Source organism: Bacteroides gallinarum DSM 18171 = JCM 13658 (assembly GCF_000374365.1).
GTDB classification, from domain to species: Bacteria; Bacteroidota; Bacteroidia; order Bacteroidales; family Bacteroidaceae; genus Bacteroides; species Bacteroides gallinarum.
Genome location: NZ_KB894125.1, coordinates 1 through 16,621 on the forward strand (window position 1 = coordinate 1; position 16,621 = coordinate 16,621).

General features: G+C 47.2%; 16 protein-coding genes. 9 read left to right on the top strand and 7 right to left on the bottom strand.

Going from position 1 to position 16,621, the window contains the following annotated elements:
- Positions 1 to 95: 95 nt before the first annotated feature.
- The 4 genes from C233_RS24045 to C233_RS0107505 form a co-directional block, all read right to left on the bottom strand.
- Positions 96 to 251 (bottom strand): hypothetical protein, encoded by a 156-nt coding sequence (locus tag C233_RS24045; protein ID WP_018666978.1) that lies wholly within the window; start codon positions 249 to 251, stop codon positions 96 to 98.
- 120 nt (positions 252 to 371) lie between these two features.
- Positions 372 to 1,145 carry a biotin--[acetyl-CoA-carboxylase] ligase gene (locus C233_RS0107495; RefSeq protein ID WP_018666979.1) on the bottom strand — a complete coding sequence of 258 codons (774 nt, stop codon included), beginning with the start codon at positions 1,143 to 1,145 and terminating at the stop codon, positions 372 to 374.
- Positions 1,129 to 1,485: an MmcQ/YjbR family DNA-binding protein gene (locus C233_RS0107500; RefSeq protein ID WP_018666980.1), complete on the bottom strand. Its 357-nt coding sequence runs from the start codon at positions 1,483 to 1,485 to the stop codon at positions 1,129 to 1,131. Before C233_RS0107500 ends, C233_RS0107495 begins: the two co-directional genes overlap by 17 nt.
- A 46-nt stretch (positions 1,486 to 1,531) precedes the next feature.
- The gene (locus C233_RS0107505) at positions 1,532 to 1,897 is read right to left on the bottom strand and encodes a YraN family protein (RefSeq protein ID WP_018666981.1); all 366 of its coding nucleotides are present in this window, start codon (positions 1,895 to 1,897) and stop codon (positions 1,532 to 1,534) included.
- Positions 1,898 to 1,980: 83 nt separating this feature from the next.
- Between C233_RS0107505 and C233_RS0107510 the strand changes: the two genes are divergently transcribed.
- Both C233_RS0107510 and C233_RS0107515 read left to right on the top strand, forming a co-directional pair.
- Positions 1,981 to 2,214 (top strand): hypothetical protein, encoded by a 234-nt coding sequence (locus C233_RS0107510; RefSeq protein WP_004293731.1) that lies wholly within the window; start codon positions 1,981 to 1,983, stop codon positions 2,212 to 2,214.
- 51 nt (positions 2,215 to 2,265) lie between these two features.
- Positions 2,266 to 2,700: a nucleoside deaminase gene (locus C233_RS0107515; RefSeq protein ID WP_018666982.1), complete on the top strand. Its 435-nt coding sequence runs from the start codon at positions 2,266 to 2,268 to the stop codon at positions 2,698 to 2,700.
- Between the two features lie 12 nt (positions 2,701 to 2,712).
- Here C233_RS0107515 and C233_RS0107520 read toward each other — a convergent pair whose 3' ends face one another.
- The 3 genes from C233_RS0107520 to C233_RS0107530 form a co-directional block, all read right to left on the bottom strand.
- The gene (locus C233_RS0107520; protein ID WP_018666983.1) at positions 2,713 to 3,021 is read right to left on the bottom strand and encodes a DUF4834 family protein; all 309 of its coding nucleotides are present in this window, start codon (positions 3,019 to 3,021) and stop codon (positions 2,713 to 2,715) included.
- Between the two features lie 67 nt (positions 3,022 to 3,088).
- A complete protein-coding gene (pssA, locus tag C233_RS0107525) occupies positions 3,089 to 3,796 on the bottom strand; it encodes a CDP-diacylglycerol--serine O-phosphatidyltransferase (protein ID WP_025068850.1) in 708 nt (235 codons plus the stop codon).
- 2 nt (positions 3,797 to 3,798) lie between these two features.
- On the bottom strand, positions 3,799 to 4,488 hold the full coding sequence (locus tag C233_RS0107530; protein WP_018666985.1) for a phosphatidylserine decarboxylase family protein: 690 nt from the start codon (positions 4,486 to 4,488) through the stop codon (positions 3,799 to 3,801).
- 170 nt (positions 4,489 to 4,658) lie between these two features.
- On the opposite strand from C233_RS0107530, the gene dnaE reads away from it, so the two are divergent.
- The 7 genes from dnaE to C233_RS0107575 all read left to right on the top strand — a co-directional run bounded on the left by dnaE (position 4,659) and on the right by C233_RS0107575 (position 16,573).
- On the top strand, positions 4,659 to 8,462 hold the full coding sequence (gene dnaE, locus C233_RS0107540) for a DNA polymerase III subunit alpha (RefSeq protein ID WP_018666986.1): 3,804 nt from the start codon (positions 4,659 to 4,661) through the stop codon (positions 8,460 to 8,462).
- A gap of 88 nt (positions 8,463 to 8,550) precedes the next feature.
- Complete coding sequence (gene trxA / locus C233_RS0107545) at positions 8,551 to 8,865, top strand: thioredoxin (protein WP_018666987.1); 315 nt, start codon at positions 8,551 to 8,553, stop codon at positions 8,863 to 8,865.
- Between the two features lie 18 nt (positions 8,866 to 8,883).
- Positions 8,884 to 9,216, top strand: a complete 333-nt coding sequence (locus tag C233_RS0107550) for a hypothetical protein (protein WP_018666988.1) — start codon at positions 8,884 to 8,886, stop codon at positions 9,214 to 9,216.
- Between the two features lie 662 nt (positions 9,217 to 9,878).
- Positions 9,879 to 10,454: an RNA polymerase sigma-70 factor gene (locus C233_RS0107560; protein ID WP_018666989.1), complete on the top strand. Its 576-nt coding sequence runs from the start codon at positions 9,879 to 9,881 to the stop codon at positions 10,452 to 10,454.
- 72 nt (positions 10,455 to 10,526) lie between these two features.
- Positions 10,527 to 11,465 (top strand): FecR family protein, encoded by a 939-nt coding sequence (locus C233_RS0107565; RefSeq protein WP_018666990.1) that lies wholly within the window; start codon positions 10,527 to 10,529, stop codon positions 11,463 to 11,465.
- Positions 11,466 to 11,645: 180 nt separating this feature from the next.
- Positions 11,646 to 14,939, top strand: coding sequence for a SusC/RagA family TonB-linked outer membrane protein (locus C233_RS0107570; protein WP_026314785.1), 3,294 nt, complete (start codon positions 11,646 to 11,648; stop codon positions 14,937 to 14,939).
- 11 nt (positions 14,940 to 14,950) lie between these two features.
- On the top strand, positions 14,951 to 16,573 hold the full coding sequence (locus C233_RS0107575) for a SusD/RagB family nutrient-binding outer membrane lipoprotein (RefSeq protein WP_025068851.1): 1,623 nt from the start codon (positions 14,951 to 14,953) through the stop codon (positions 16,571 to 16,573).
- Positions 16,574 to 16,621: the final 48 nt, after the last annotated feature.

The window sequence follows — 16,621 nt, forward strand, 5'->3', positions numbered from 1 at the left end:
GGGAATTTCCCCCGTTTTGGCCTTCAAACCTTATTTGCGGGGGAATACCTAAAGATACAAAAAAGCCAGCTAATTCGCAATATTTTGTGTATGAATTAGTTGGCTGATTTTATATTATTTACTGAATGTCCCTGTTTTTCTTTTTCTTTGTTTTCTCTCTCTTCTTTGTTTTTTCTGTATTCTGTATTCTGTTTTCTGTTTTCTTTGTTCTCTATGTTCTCTATGCTGGCTTCTAAACGTATGGCAAGCATTCCGTTGCCCGGACTTTTGTCCGGAGTTGCGGTGCACTATTGTGCCTTATCTTCATGTTTTCTATTCCTTGATAAGATATTATTTTGCAGCCGGTGATGTTGTTTTACCGGATTGCCCGGTCAGATGATGTATTGTACTTCTTTGAACAGGTACTCTCGCTCTTGCCCGTTTTCGTCTTCCAGCACGAACCGCCCGTCTTGTTCTACCCGGAGCAGGCGGGCGGAGAATTTTCCTCCGGCGTCTTCATAGGGATGAAAACCCCTCCGGCGGAAAAGGGAACGGGCGTAGCGGGCGCCTATTTCAGCTGCGTAGGTACTGTGCTTTTCCGTTTGCAGACCGTTATAATAAGTTTGTATGCGTTGCAGGATGTGTGCCAGTATTTCATAACGGTCGTGCTCTTTGCCGGTAATTTGTTTTAGGGATACCGGGTTGGGAGCATCGCTGTGAAACTCATCCTGGTTGATGTTGATTCCGATACCGGATATGCTGCGTCCGATGAAATGGCCGGAAAGGTCGTTCTCTATCAATATGCCGCATATCTTTTTGTCTTTCCAGTAAATGTCGTTCGGCCATTTTATCGTAATCTCGTCTGACCACCGGCTTAATTCTTCCTTAATGGAGAGGGAAACGATTTGCGATAAGATGAACTGGCGGCGGGCTTCCAGAAAGGTAGGGTAGAGGACGAGGCTGAAAAGCAGGTTCTTTCCCCTTTCCGATTCCCAGGTGTTACCGCGCTGGCCTTTTCCTGCACTTTGGAATTCGGCTGTTACCGTGGTGAATTCGGCAACGGGTTCTTGCGAACTGTTGCATAACTGGCTGATGTGCCGGTTGGTGGAGTCTGTCTCGTTCAGTGTAATCAGCGGATAGGGAAACGTTTCAGGGCAGTGCTTCATATTCGTTGCGCATCTTTTTAGTGAACTTCTTGATTACTTCTTCGTAGGAATGGTCTATCAGTTGTTTTATCAGCTTATCGTCTGCGTCCCGGTCGAGGAATACCTGGTTCCAATATTTCTTGTTGAAGTGCCAGGCGCCTTCAATGGCATTGTAATGGTCGCGCAGCTCCAGTGCGTATTCCGGGTCGCATTTCATTGTGATACGGTCTGGTGTGTTGAGGTTGATGCATAGAAACATCTTTCCCATTACTCGGATAACGAGAAAATCCTCACCGAAGGGAGTATCTTCGGTCGCAGCCTTTTTACTGAGGCAATATTCACGGGCTTCTTCTATATTCATGGTGTATCGACGGTTATCGGTATTTTTTGTTTTCTGTTCTCTGTTCTCAAAACATAGGCGGATAAAAGGCTTCTTTGATGTGCTCTATCCTGAAAGTTTCCGTATCGCCCACTGCCGTAATGATATCGAAACGTACGGGAGCATCGATACGGAAATGCTTGACATAGGCATCGGCCGCTACGACAATATGGCGTATTTTCTGCCAGTTGACGGCATCTTGCGGCTCGATATACTCCGTACTGCTCCGGGTTTTTACTTCTATGATTACCAGCTCGCCGTCTTTGGTGGCAACGATGTCCAGTTCCAGGCGGTTTTTCCGCCAGTTCCGGTCGCGTATCGCATATCCGTTGTCTTCCAGATAGGCTGCTGCTGCGTCTTCTCCTGCTTTTCCCAGGGCATTATGTATTGCCATAGTACGATTTTCTTTCTTTCAGTACAAAAATACGTTTTTTCTGTTTTGTTTTTACAGAAGTAAAACTAATTTTGCAAGGAAATATGAGAAAGAGAGATAAAACGTGTGCGAAAGCGACACCCGAAGAGCCGAAACGCGAACAGCGCATGGTGTGCCTGATGAGCGAGGAAGAGCTGCGGATTGTAGACCGTTATCTGGAGAAGTATAAGATAACGAACAAATCGCGCTGGTTGAGGGAAACTATTCTCATGTTTATCCATAAGAATATGGAAGAAGATTATCCTACTTTGTTCGGTGAGCATGATATGCGGAGATAAGGAAGTAGTGTAACGATGATGTAAAACGGATTAAAACGGCGGAAGTAACGGATGACGGATACGGATTATATGAAGCAGGCGCTTGCCGAAGCGCGGAAGGCGGGAGAACGGGGCGAAGTTCCTGTAGGGGCGGTTGTTGTCTGTAAAGACCGCATCATTGCCCGTGCGCATAACCTGACCGAAACGCTGACCGATGTCACCGCCCATGCCGAAATGCAGGCTATCACAGCTGCTGCTGCAACCCTGGGCGGTAAATACCTGAATGAATGCAGCCTTTATGTAACCGTTGAACCTTGTGTGATGTGTGCCGGAGCCATTGCTTGGGCGCAAATGGGGCGCTTGGTATTTGGTGCGGAAGACGAGAAACGGGGGTATCAGCGCTATGCACCGCAGGCATTGCATCCTAAAACGGTGGTTGTAAAGGGAGTGCTTGCAGATGAATGTGCGGCGTTGATGAAAGATTTCTTTGCAGCGAGGCGTAAATGAGTAGATGTATTTCTACTCTTCTTTGATTTCCTCGAAGTCTACGTATTCTCCTTCATCTTTAGAGAACAGTTTTTTATGTTTGGCATGTGCGGTTTCTCGGGAGGCTCTCGGCGCTTCATGGGATGTGCGGTCGGATTGTTGCCTTTCGTTGGAAGAGTACTCCCTTTCTGATTGGTAATTTCCATTGCCATTTTGGTAAGTATTCGATGAACGGCGTCTGCCCAGTCCGAATACCCCCCGGATAACAGTGCCTATAATGCTAAGTCCGATGAACAGGATAGCGATTAGGATGATAAATAAGAAACCTAAGAAATGAAACATGGGCTAATGTCTTTTTATGTGTTCGTTTTCTGCGAACGATAGTACAACAACCGTGCCAAGAAAATGTTTACTTACTTTTCCCCGTTAGGAGCGATAGTAGGATGTACCATACAATCACTGCTGCAAAGCCGCTGACCTTTAAAAAAACAAGAAGTGGAATGCAGACAATCAGGAAAATGAAACTTATTTTATTGTCTTTCCATGAGAGATTCTTGAACTTCAGCGAAAACATCGGTATCTCCGACACCAGCAGCCATGAGAACAGGCAAACCAGCACCAGCAAGTAAGGGGGATTGAAGTTTTCGGAGAGGAGCACAGGGTGCATTCCTGCCACTAACGATGCCCAGAAAAGGGCATTGGCCGGAACCGGCACTCCGATGAAGGAACTCGTCTGGCGGGTATCGTTATTGAACTTAGCCAAACGCAGTGCCGAGAATACGGATATGAGGAATGCGGCATACGGCATATAGGGGGCGATGAACTCCATGGATGCCGGATAATACATTTCTTTGAACAGTGAGAACACCACCAATGAAGGAGCCACCCCGAAACTGACATCATCCGCCAAAGAGTCCAAATCTTTTCCGATAGGCGAGTGTGCATTCAGCAGGCGTGCCATCATACCGTCGAAGAAATCGAATACGGCGCTGAGGATAATGAATACGAGCGCCAGGTTGTAATCGGCTTCAAAAGCCATGACACAGGCGATACACCCGGAGAATAAGTTCAGGCAGGTTAAGGTATTGGGTATGGAACGGGTGATACGGTTTGCCATTGTCATTTAAGTTTTGCTATCACGGTCTGGTTGCCGGTAGTCAGTTGTCCGAGTTTTACAAGCACTTCCGTACCCAGCGGGAGGAATACATCCACGCGGGAGCCGAATTTGATGAAACCCATATGTTCGTCGATATAACATTCTTCGCCCGGTTCGGCATAAGTAACGATACGGCGTGCCATGGCGCCTGCAATCTGGCGTGCCATGATTTCCACGCCTTCGGGAGTTTCGATAACTACGGTCGAGCGTTCGTTGTCGGTACTTGCTTTGGGCAACCATGCCTTCATGAACTTGCCGTTCTGGTGGGATACCAATTTCACGGTTCCGTCTACGGGATACCAGTTGGCATGTACGTTGACCAGGCTCATGAATATGGAAACCATGATACGGCGGTCATGGAAATATTCGGTTTCTTCGACTTCCTCTATGACTACGATTTTCCCGTCAGCAGGGGCAACCACGATTTTCTCGGTATCTTCCTGGCCGAACAAACGTATAGGGCAGCGGAAGAAGTTTACTAAGATGCCATAAACCACAAGGCTGATGACTGCCGCTACGTAGAAAGGAGCCTTACACTCCAGGCCGAAGTAAAGCCCGGCGTTTACGGCGAGCAGCAGCACCAGGCTGCCTGCCAGTGTATGCGTCCCTTCACGGTGGATACGTATTTTCTTTAATTTTTTTAGTCGACCCATGTATTTTGTTTTATCTTCTGATGCAAATTATCTGCAAAAATAGGCTTATTTTGAAAATCTAACAAGAAATTGGTCGTAGAATTGCAGGTGTTGATAACTTTTTGAGGAATATCTTTGTTAGATATTGCATAGGTCGTACCTTTATGCTCACTTATAGAAAGGATACATTTATGCAGGATTTTGTTCATTTGCACGTACATACCCAGTATTCGCTCCTCGACGGCCAGGCAAGCGTGAGCCGGCTGGTAGACAAGGCGATGAAGGACGGAATGAAAGGTATTGCCGTGACCGACCATGGTAATATGTTCGGTATCAAAGAGTTTACCAACTATGTTAATAAGAAGAACAGCGGTCCGAAGGGAGAGATTAAAGACCTTAAGAAACGGATTGCCGGCATAGAGAGCGGCGAGATAGCATGCGAGGACAAGGAGGCGGAGATAGCGGCATGCAAGGCGAAGATTACGGAAGCCGAAAACAAGCTGTTCAAACCTATCATCGGTTGCGAAATGTATGTGGCACGCCGTACCATGGACAAGAAAGAAGGCAAACCCGACCAGAGCGGTTATCACCTGATAGTATTGGCGAAGAACGAGAAAGGCTATCATAATCTCATAAAGCTGGTGTCCCGTGCATGGACAATGGGATACTATATGCGTCCGCGTACCGACCGTAATGAATTGGAGAAATACCATGAAGGGCTGATTGTCTGTTCTGCCTGTATCGGCGGCGAGGTTCCTAAAAGAATTATCAACGACCAGTTGGAAGAAGCCGAGGAAGCTATCCGCTGGTACAAGAACCTTTTTGGAGACGACTACTACCTGGAATTACAGCGCCATGAGGTGAAAGACCCTACAATCAGGGCTAACCGTGAAGCCTTTCCCTTGCAGCAGAAAGCCAATGCCAAGCTGCTGGAATATGCCAAGAAATACAATATTAAAGTAATCTGTTCCAACGACGTCCATTTCGTGGACGAGGAGAATGCCGAGGCGCACGACCGCCTTATCTGCCTGAGTACAGGCAAAGACCTGGACGACCCCAGCCGCATGCTCTACACCAAACAGGAGTGGATGAAAACGAAGGCGGAGATGAACGAGCTCTTCGCCGATGTTCCCGAAGCGCTTTCCAATACCCTGGAAATTCTGGACAAGGTAGAATACTACTCTATCGACCATGCACCTATCATGCCCACGTTCGCCATTCCCGAAGACTTCGGTACGGAAGAAGAATACCGGAAGAAATATACGGAGAAAGACTTGTTCGATGAATTTACGCAGGACGAGAATGGGAAAGTCGTTTTGGACGAAGAAGCCGCCAAAGCCAAGATTAAGCGTCTGGGCGGTTATGAAAAGCTCTACCGTATCAAGTTGGAAGCCGATTATCTTGCCAAATTGGCATTCGACGGCGCTAAGCGGCTTTACGGCGACCCGCTGTCGGACGAAATAAAAGAACGCCTGGTGTTCGAGCTGTACATCATGAAGACAATGGGTTTTCCCGGTTACTTCCTGATTGTGCAGGACTTTATCAATGCCGCCCGTACGCAACTGGGCGTTTCGGTAGGGCCGGGACGTGGTTCGGCTGCCGGTTCGGCAGTAGCCTACTGCCTGGGCATTACCAAGATAGACCCTATCCAGTACGACCTGCTGTTCGAGCGTTTCCTCAATCCCGACCGTATCTCCTTGCCCGATATCGATGTGGACTTCGATGACGACGGCCGCGGTGAGGTGTTGCGCTGGGTAACGGAAAAGTACGGACAAGAGAAGGTGGCGCATATCATCACCTACGGTACTATGGCAACCAAAATGGTTATCAAGGACGTTGCCCGTGTACAGAAGTTGCCTCTGCCGGAGTCCGACCGCCTGGCAAAATTGGTTCCTGATAAAATCCCCGACAAGAAGCTGAACCTGCCCAATGCCATAGCTTATGTGCCCGAACTGCAAGCGGCGGAAGCCTCATCCGACCCGTTGGTGCGCGATACGCTGAAATACGCCAAGATGCTGGAAGGCAATGTGCGCGGTACAGGCGTACACGCCTGCGGTACGATTATCTGCCGCGACGATATTACCGACTGGGTTCCCGTAAGTACGGCGGACGATAAGGAAACCGGCGAGAAGATGCTCGTTACCCAGTACGAAGGTTCTGTCATTGAAGATACAGGGTTGATTAAAATGGACTTCCTGGGGTTGAAAACCCTTTCGATTATCAAGGAAGCCGTTGAAAATGTACGTTTACACCGGGGGCTGGCATTGGATATCGACAAGATTTCCATTACCGACCCCGCTACCTATAAGTTATACTGCGACGGACGGACTATCGGAACATTCCAGTTCGAGTCCACCGGTATGCAGAAATACCTGCGCGAATTGCAGCCGGGTACGTTCGAGGATTTGATTGCCATGAACGCCCTCTATCGTCCGGGACCTATGGACTATATTCCGGACTTCATCGACCGTAAGTGGGGACGCAAGCCTATCGAGTACGATATTCCCATTATGGAGAAGTACCTGAAAGACACGTACGGCATTACCGTCTATCAGGAGCAGGTGATGCTTCTGTCCCGTTTGCTGGCCGACTTCACCCGTGGCGAGTCCGATGCCCTGCGTAAGGCAATGGGTAAGAAACTGCGTGACAAGCTGGACCATATGAAACCGAAGTTCATCGCAGGCGGGCAGAAGAACGGGCACGACCCGAAGGTACTCGAAAAGATTTGGACGGACTGGGAAAAATTTGCATCTTATGCCTTCAACAAGTCGCATGCCACCTGCTATTCATGGGTAGCTTATCAGACAGCTTTCCTGAAAGCCAACTATCCGGCGGAATACATGGCCGCTGTGATGAGCCGAAGCTTGTCCGACATAACGACCATTACCAAGCTCATGGACGAATGTAAGTCGATGGGCATCAAGGTACTCGGACCGGATGTCAACGAATCGAACCTGAAATTTACTGTCAACCCCGAAGGCAATATCCGTTTCGGGCTGGGAGCCGTGAAAGGCGTGGGCGAAGGAGCGGTGCAGAGTATCATGGAAGAACGCGAGAAGAACGGCCCGTATAAAGGTATTTTCGACTTCGTACAGCGCGTCAACCTGAATGCCTGTAACAAGAAGAACCTGGAATGCCTTGCCCTTGCCGGAGGTTTCGATAGTTTCTCCGAGTTGAAACGCGAACAGTATTTCGCCGTCAACGCCAAGAACGAAGTCTTTATCGAGACATTGGTACGTTACGGCAACCGCTACCAGGCGGACAAGGCTGCGGCGGTCAACTCTTTGTTCGGCGGCGAGAACGTAGTGGATATCGCTACCCCCGAAATTCTTCCGGCAGAGCGTTGGAGCGACCTCGACCGGCTGAACAAGGAGCGCGATTTGGTGGGTATCTATCTCTCCGCCCACCCGCTGGACGAATATTCCGTTGTGCTGGAACATGTTTGTAATACCCGCATGGCAGAGTTGGAAGACAAGACAGCCCTTGTAGGACGTGAAATCACTATGGGAGGCATCGTCACCTCCGTACGCCGGGGCATCAGTAAAAATGGCAATCCGTACGGCATTGCCAAGATAGAAGACTATTCCGGTTCGGCGGAGCTGCCCTTCTTCGGTAACGACTGGGTAACCTACCAGGGATATCTGGGCGAACGTACTTTCCTTTACATCAAAGCACGTTGCCAGCCCAGGCAGTGGCGGCAGGACGAACTGGAATTGAAGATTACCTCTATGGAACTGCTTCCCGACGTAAAGGAGAAACTGATAGAGAAGATAACGATTCTTATCCCGCTCAGTGTACTGAACAAGGCGCTGGTTACGGAGCTGGCTGAGTTGACGAAAACCCGTCCCGGAACTACGGAACTCTATTTCAAGGTAACCGACCCGGAGAATAAGATGACCGTAGACCTGGTGTCGCGCCCCGTAAAGCTATCCGTAGGGCGCGAGCTTATCTCTTATTTAAAAGAACGTCCGGAGCTTGAGTTTCGGATAAATTAATTATCTTTGCTTCACTGATAACGGTAAGCGTATAAAGCGCGTTGCCGTACTGTTGCGAATCGATATTCAAACTTAATATTTAAAAGAAATGGCATTAGAAATTACAGACAACAATTTCAAGGAAATCTTGGCAGAAGGCAAACCTGTGGTAATAGACTTTTGGGCTCCGTGGTGCGGACCTTGCAAAATGGTAGGTCCTATCATCGAAGAGCTGGCCGGCGAATACGAAGGCAAAGTGCTTATCGGCAAATGCGATGTGGATGATAACGGCGATGTAGCTGCCGAGTACGGTATCCGCAACATTCCTACCGTATTGTTCTTCAAGAACGGAGAACTGGTAGACAAGCAGGTAGGTTCCGCCCCCAAGCCGACTTATGTGCAAAAGATAGAAGCGTTATTATAATCCTTTAAAAATAAAGCTATGGGACTGGAAGACGATTTTTTGAAAAATGACCTCGATGACGAAAAGACTATCGAGTACATCAAAAACTATTTGCCGCAGGAGTTGAAAGAGAAATTCTCAGACGACGAGTTCTATTATTTCCTCGATTTGATTGACGAGTACTATTCCGAAAGCGGCATCCTCGATGTGCAGCCCGACGGTGACGGATATATCGAAGTCGATTTGGAAAAAATCGTGGACTACATCGTCAAGGAAGCCCATAAAGACGAAATGGGCGATTATAATCCGGATGAAATCCTTTTCATCGTACAAGGTGAAATGGAATATACGGAATCTTTGGAAGATGAGTAAGCCGGTTGAAACGGTAAGAGGAGAAAGAATATCGAAATACGTTTTTTGAGAAATACTCTTATCGGGTCTCTAAAAATAAGGTGGTATGTGTATGGCTATTCGAAGTCCATTGCACATACCATTTTTATAGTCTTTATACTTCCGGTTCATAGGAAAGGATTCTTTATGAATAAAGTATTCCGGTTATGTAGAATGGCATTCTTCAGTTCCATGGTAATTGGATACTTTGGGTAACCCGGCATCGAAAGCGTTTATGCGCAAAAACAACAGTTCCTGTCGGTAATATCCGGTTTTGAATTTCTCGGGGAATAATTTTTCCTATATGTTTCAGCCCCTTTTCAAGATATGCGGACTGCAAGTAACTGAATCGGACAGGGATAGAATATGTCTTTATTTTTCTTTGTTATTTACTTGCCTGTTATATATAAAAGAGCTGTTTGTACTCTTTAGATACAGTATTCTTTCTTTTTTCATTGTTGGTATATATGAGGCTTATATTGTCTTGGATGCTATGTAAGCAATTCGTATTCATTGCATTGATATAATTATTTTTCGACAGTTTAAATTAGAAAAATTTGTTTTCTTTTTCTTTGTTTTCTTAATTGATAATTATATATTTGTTACATAAAATTAATTAGCACGATTAAATATTTTGTTTCTCTATGTCCTCCCCGATAGAACACACTCTTACATTTAACCGACTATATGAGAAATATAACCGGCGTTTCATCCGTTTCGCAAAAAGCTATGTAGTCGAAAACGAAGTTGCGGAGGATATTGTCAGCGACACATTCATGTACTATTGGGAACATAAGCAAGTTGTTGTCGAACAAAATATTTCGGCCTATTTATTGACCGTCATAAAGCATAAATGTATCAACTACCTGAAACACCAGGCTTTGGAAGAACAAGCCAAGTGCAGTTTCCAGTCTTTGGGCGAGTGGGAGCTCAGGCTTAAGATAAGCACTTTGGAAGGATGCGAGCCGGAAAAGTTATTGTCTGATGAAATTCAGGCATTGGTGCAGAAAGCACTCCGTTCTATGCCGGAACAAACCCGCAATATCCTATTGAGAAGCCGCTACCAGTTACAGTCCAATAAAGAAATCGCAGTGCAGTTGGGCGTTTCTGTTAAAGCTGTGGAATACCATATTACCAGAGCCCTGAAGATATTACGCATCGTCTTAAGAGACTATTTTCCTATCTATCTGATTTACTTGAACTCCTCTCATTTAGATTAATTAACAATAAAACAACCGGCATGGGTTAGGGTATGGAAATATTTAGTTGCTTTTAATATAAAAGGAACAAATATGGAAAAAGATACCCTATATAAATTTTTTGCAGGATTAGCTTCTGATTCGGAGAAGATTGCCATAAAGTCTTGGTTGGAAGAAGATGCTGCCAACCAACAGGTTTTACTGAAAGAACGCGCATTCTATGATGCCATAATGTTGGCAGATGAGAAACCGTGTATAGAAGAAGCGCGTCCGACGTCCGGTTTCAGGATACTGATGAAACGTTCCCTTAAATGGGCAGCCGTACTTTTACTGGCTTTCATTTCCAGCTATATGCTTCTTGAAATTCAATACCGTACCTCGGAGGCGGCAGACAATACGGTTATAGTCCCTGCGGGACAACGCGTAAATCTGTTTCTTTCCGACGGAACTAAAGTATGCCTTAATTCGGGGTCTACATTCACTTACCCGTCATCTTTCACAAATAACATACGCAATGTCAGCTTGGACGGCGAAGCATATTTCGAAGTTTCTGCAAACGAGCAAAAGCCGTTTGTCGTACATACCCATATCTGTGATGTAGAAGTTACCGGAACAAAATTCAATGTAGAAGCCTATAAGGATGAAAATAGTTTTTCGGCGGCTTTAATGGAAGGAAAGATTAAGGTCAGGGACAATGCGGAGCCCTCCAATACAGTACGGCTCAATCCGGCGCATAAAGTAAATTTCGCACAGGGAAAGATGCTGGTGAGCGATATTTCGGATTACGATGTTTACCGGTGGAAAGAAGGGCTTATTTGCTTTAAGGATTTAGGTTTCGTTGAACTGATGAAACGTGTAGAGAAATATTATGGAGTAAAGACCTTCATCGAAAACCCTTCGTTGCCCGAACACTCTTTCAGCGGTAAGTTCCGTGTCTCCGACGGCATAGACAACCTGCTGAGAGTATTGCAGAAAGAAGTCGGATACACCTATACGTATTCGGAAGACGGAAATGTAATCTATATCAAATAATTTTTAACTTATAATACATTAAGCCTATGGGGAAAGAATGAAACCGAAGATTGGGAAACAATCTTCTTATTGTTAACTGATATTTTTTGTATAATCATTAAAACATACAAATGTATGGAAAAACACACCTTAAAAAAAGTACTTCGAAAAAGACTGCATGACCGGATGTTCTTCAAGGTCATGACAATAACCTTTCTCTTTTTGTCCGCCTGCGTTGTAAAAGTACATGCAGCAAGTATACAAGCCCCCAAAGCATTGATAACGATTAACAAGACCAATGTGGCTCTGCTTAATATAATGGGAGATATTGAGAAACAGTCCAACTATCTGTTCGTATACAACAAGAATGTAAATGTAAACCGCAACACCTCCCTCAGTGTCGTTGACAGGCCTTTGGATAAGGTTTTGCATAACCTGTTCAATAATTCGGATATAGAGTTTGCCATAGAAGGCAGCTACATCGTACTGTCGGCAGGCAAGAAGGCTGAAAACCTGGCTGTAACCCAAAAAACGGTGAAGATAACCGGTAAAGTAATCGATGCAACGAACGCCCCTATGCCGGGAGTCACAATCCAGGTGAAAGGTTCTTCGGACGGAACTATCAGCGATTTGGACGGAAACTACCAGTTAACGGTTCCTGCCGGTGAAGCGGTACTGGTATTCTCCTTCATAGGATACCGGACCGAAGAAGTTGCGGTAGGGTCGCAGCGTGTCATCAACGTAACCTTGACAGAAGACAGCCAGAAATTGGATGAAGTAGTGGTAACCGCATTGGGTATCAAGAGAAAAGAAAAATCCCTGACCTATTCTACCCAAATCGTGGGAGGAGATGAGCTGACCCGTGCGAAAGACCCCAACATGATTAATTCATTGGCAGGTAAAACGGCCGGCGTGCAGATTATCAGAAGCTCTTCCGGTTTAGGAGGCTCGGTCAAGATGACTATCCGCGGTTCGCGTTCAGTAACAGGCAGCAACCAGCCGTTGTATGTAATCGACGGTGTGCCTATCAACAGCTCGTCCAACGACCAGACCGCTACCCCGCTCGGAGGTAACAACGATGCGGGCAACCGCGACGGCGGTGACGGTATTTCCAACCTTAACCCCGATGACATCGAGAGTATGAATATCTTGAAAGGCCCTGCCGCCGCCGCTTTGTACGGTAGCTCTGCCGCTAACGGCGTTGTAGTGATTACCACCAAGAAAGGCAAGGAAGGCCGTACGAGCATCACCTTCAACTCCAATACGACCTGGGAAAATGTGGCGTATGGAATTCCGGAATTCCAGAACTCCTATGGCGGAGTGACTTCGAGCTGGGGAGATGCCATTAGCGGTAGCCCGGACTATACGGACGACTTCTTCCAGACAGGTATAACCACTATCAATTCTTTAACATTGAGTACCGGTTCGGAAGCGATGCAAACCTATTTCTCGTATGCCAATACCTATGGCAGGGGCATTATGGAGAAACACTCCCTGAACAAGCACAACTTCAACTTCCGTGAAACCGCCAACTTCTTTGACAAGCGCCTGCAAGTAGACGCCAATGTTAACATGATGTTCCAGGATATGAAGAACCGCCCCTCCTCCGGAGGTTTCTACCTGAATCCGCTGGTAGGCCTGTATATGTTCCCCCGGGGAGGAGTACAGGGAGGAGAATCCTTCGATTACTATAAGAACAACTATAAGATAATGAACAAGGAGCGCAACCTGTATACGCAGAACTGGTATACCACCCCCACCAGCTTTAACCAAAACCCGTACTGGCTTCTCAACATGCTGCCCAACGACGGGAAACGTTACAGGACAATCGCCAACCTGAGCCTCTCCTTTAAGCTGAATGACTACCTGACCATTCAGGCGCGCGGTAATGCCGACTTCGTAACCGATGAATACGAGATGAAAATGTACACCGGAACCGATACCTCGATTGCAGGAACCAACGGACGCTTTATTACGGATTCGTCCCATGACCTGAATGTCTACGGCGATTTGATGCTGAGCTATCAGCAGCAATTCAAAAACTTCTCCGTCAATGCAGCCCTGGGAGCCAGCATCAAGGACGAAACCGGCAAATCCATGGGATTTGACTCTTTTGGCGGCGGACTGTTCAATCCGAATATCTTCGATGTAGGCAACATCAACCTGAATGCAAGTACTCCCTCGCTGGATAACTACCATGAGCAGGAACAGGCTATCTTCTTTACCGGACAGTTAGGTTTCAGAGACTGGCTGTTCCTGGATGTTACCGCCCGTAACGACTGGACTTCCACGTTGGCATTCACCAAATACGTGAAGAAAGGTTTCTTCTACCCCTCTGTCGGCCTGACATGGATAATGAACGACGTACTCCGCCTGCCCGAATGGATTGACCTGGGTAAGATACGCGGTGCATGGTCGAAGGTAGGTAACGGCCTGCCCAGATACCGCAGTAATCCGTTGAACTCAGTAGGAAAAGGAGGAGTCATCAGCTTCAACAGTACGGCTCCTTTCGACGAGCTGAAGCCGGAAATGACCACTTCCTTGGAATTCGGTACGGAGTGGCGCTTCTTCGGCAGCAGGCTGGAATTAGACCTGACCTATTATCAGACACATACGAAGAACCAGTTGTTCTCTCTGTCTGCCCCTTCGGGCTCCAAGTATTCCACTTACTATGTCAATGCAGGCGACATTAAGAACGAAGGCGTTGAAGTAGTATTAGGAGGAACCCCGGTGCTTACCAATGATTTCCGTTGGAAAACCTCTGTAAACTTTGCCTTGAACCGCAATACGGTCGAGGAACTGGCCGACGGCTTGGGATATTTTAGCTTTGGCGGCAACGGCGGTTACGGCATGCGCCTGGAAGTAGGCGGTTCATTCGGCGATATTTACGGATATACGTTCCAGCGCGACGAGCAAGGCAACTATCTGTACGATGATGCCGGTTTGCCGCTGAAAGACGAGTCAGACTTGAAAAAGGTCGGAAACACCTCGCCGGACTTCAATCTGGGTTGGCAGAACACCTTCTCCTATAAAGGATTTACCTTGTACTTCCTTATCGACGGGCGTTTTGGAGGCGATGTAATGTCGCTTACAGAGGCCGAGCTCGACAAATACGGTGTAAGCAAAAGAACCGGCGACGCCCGTAACCGCGGTTACGTACCCTTCGGCGGAAAGCAGATTACGGATGTCGAAGGCTTCTATACGATAGTCGGCGGACGCGACGGTATTACCGAGAACTATGTTTACGACGGAACGAACATCCGCTTGCGCGAGTTGTCCCTCGGATACAGCCTGCCGAAGAAACTGTTTACGAATATCCCAGTGATAAAAGGGGCAGATATATCCCTGGTCGGACGTAATTTGTTCTTCTTCAAGAACAATGCACCTTATGACCCGGACGGCGCACTTTCCGTAGGAAATGCCCTGCAGGGAGTAGACGTATTCGGCGTACCGAGTACACGGTCGTTTGGATTTAATGTTAAACTCAATTTCTAACTATGAAGAATATGAAAAAAGCAATATCATATATTATTTCTACGGCATTCGCAGTGTCTTTATTGTCTTCTTGTACAGACGCATTCGAAGGCATGAATACCGACCCGTATGGAGTTTCGGATGAGGAATTGTTACAAGACAACAACTATATCGGCCAGCATTTTCCCACCTTGCAGAAAGCGATATATTATAATGTAGGCGGATTCGGCTGGGACTTCCAGACTATACAGAACCTGACTTCCGACATCTGGTCTGGCTATATGGCTACCCCCAGTGTCTTTTTGGGAGGACGCGATACGCAGACTTACGTACTGCCCAGTGCCTGGACCGATACGTTTTGGGCATATATGTACGACGATGTAATGATTAACCAGTTGAAGATAAAGGAGAAATGCGAAGAAATGGGTATGGAAACCTATGCCCACTTCAACGCAATCAATACAGTCTTAAGAGTTTTTGCCATGTCGCGCGTTGTCGATGAATACGGCCCTATCATCTATTCTAAATACGGCGAGACTAAAACCGGCGGTACATATGATTCCGCACAGGACGCGTACAAGCTTTTCTTTGAGGAACTGACAGAAGCAAGCAGCATCCTGGACGAGTACTCCAAGAAAGACGAAGTGGCGTCTTTTGCCAACTTCGACATGGCCTATGAAGGCGATTTGACCAAATGGCTGAAACTCTGCAACACCTTACGGCTCCGCCTGGCGCTCCGGGTGGTAAAGTACGATGCCGATTGGGCTAAGAAAGAAGGCGAAGCCGCTATCGCCGCCTCGCAAGGCTTGCTGAAAAGCGGAGAAGGATTCATCGTTTCCGGATTCGAGTGGATGCACCCTCTGTACACCTGCTCTATCGAGTACAATGACATGTTTATCAGCGCTAATATCAAGTCCATATTGGGCGGCTTCGACGACCCCCGGTTAGAGATGTTCGGCATTGCCAAAAAAGACGAGGTACTGGGCGTCCGTTCCGGAATTCCCGACCTGGATATCCTGACCGACAAATACAAGGCAGTCATCTCCAATATCAACGTAGAGACAACCACCCCGGGAGTAATCATGTCCTCGGCAGAGCCATACTTCCTGTTGGCGGAAGCAGCCTTACGCGGCTGGAATACGGGAGGAGGGACAGCCAAGTCATATTATGAAGAAGGCGTAAAAGCCTCTTTCAATGAATGGGGAGTTACCCTGGGCGACTACCTGAATAGCCATGCCGTACCTGCCTACTTCACCGACCCTTTGGCAGATTACGCTGATGACGAGACAGTCAGGAACCTGGCCGTGCAAAACAATATTGCAGCCGCTTCTACTATCACTCCTTGCTGGGACGATGCAACCAGCGACGAGGAACGCCTGGAAAAGATTATCACGCAAAAATGGATTGCCGGCTTCCCCGAAGGCAAGAATGCGTGGGCCGAATGGCGCAGAACGGGCTATCCTAAACTTTTCCAAATCCGGCAGAACAACAGCCAGGGCGTGATACCCACGGAACTGGGCGTACGCCGTCTCCCGTTTATCCAGGATGAGGTAACCAACAACCCTGAAGGCTACGCACAGGCAGTCCAATTACTGGGCGGTGACGACAATGGCGCTACACGCATCTTCTGGGATGTGGATAAAAGCAATATATAACCGAAACCGTTTTTTAACTTAACACAGAAAGAGAAGGTGTATCGAAAG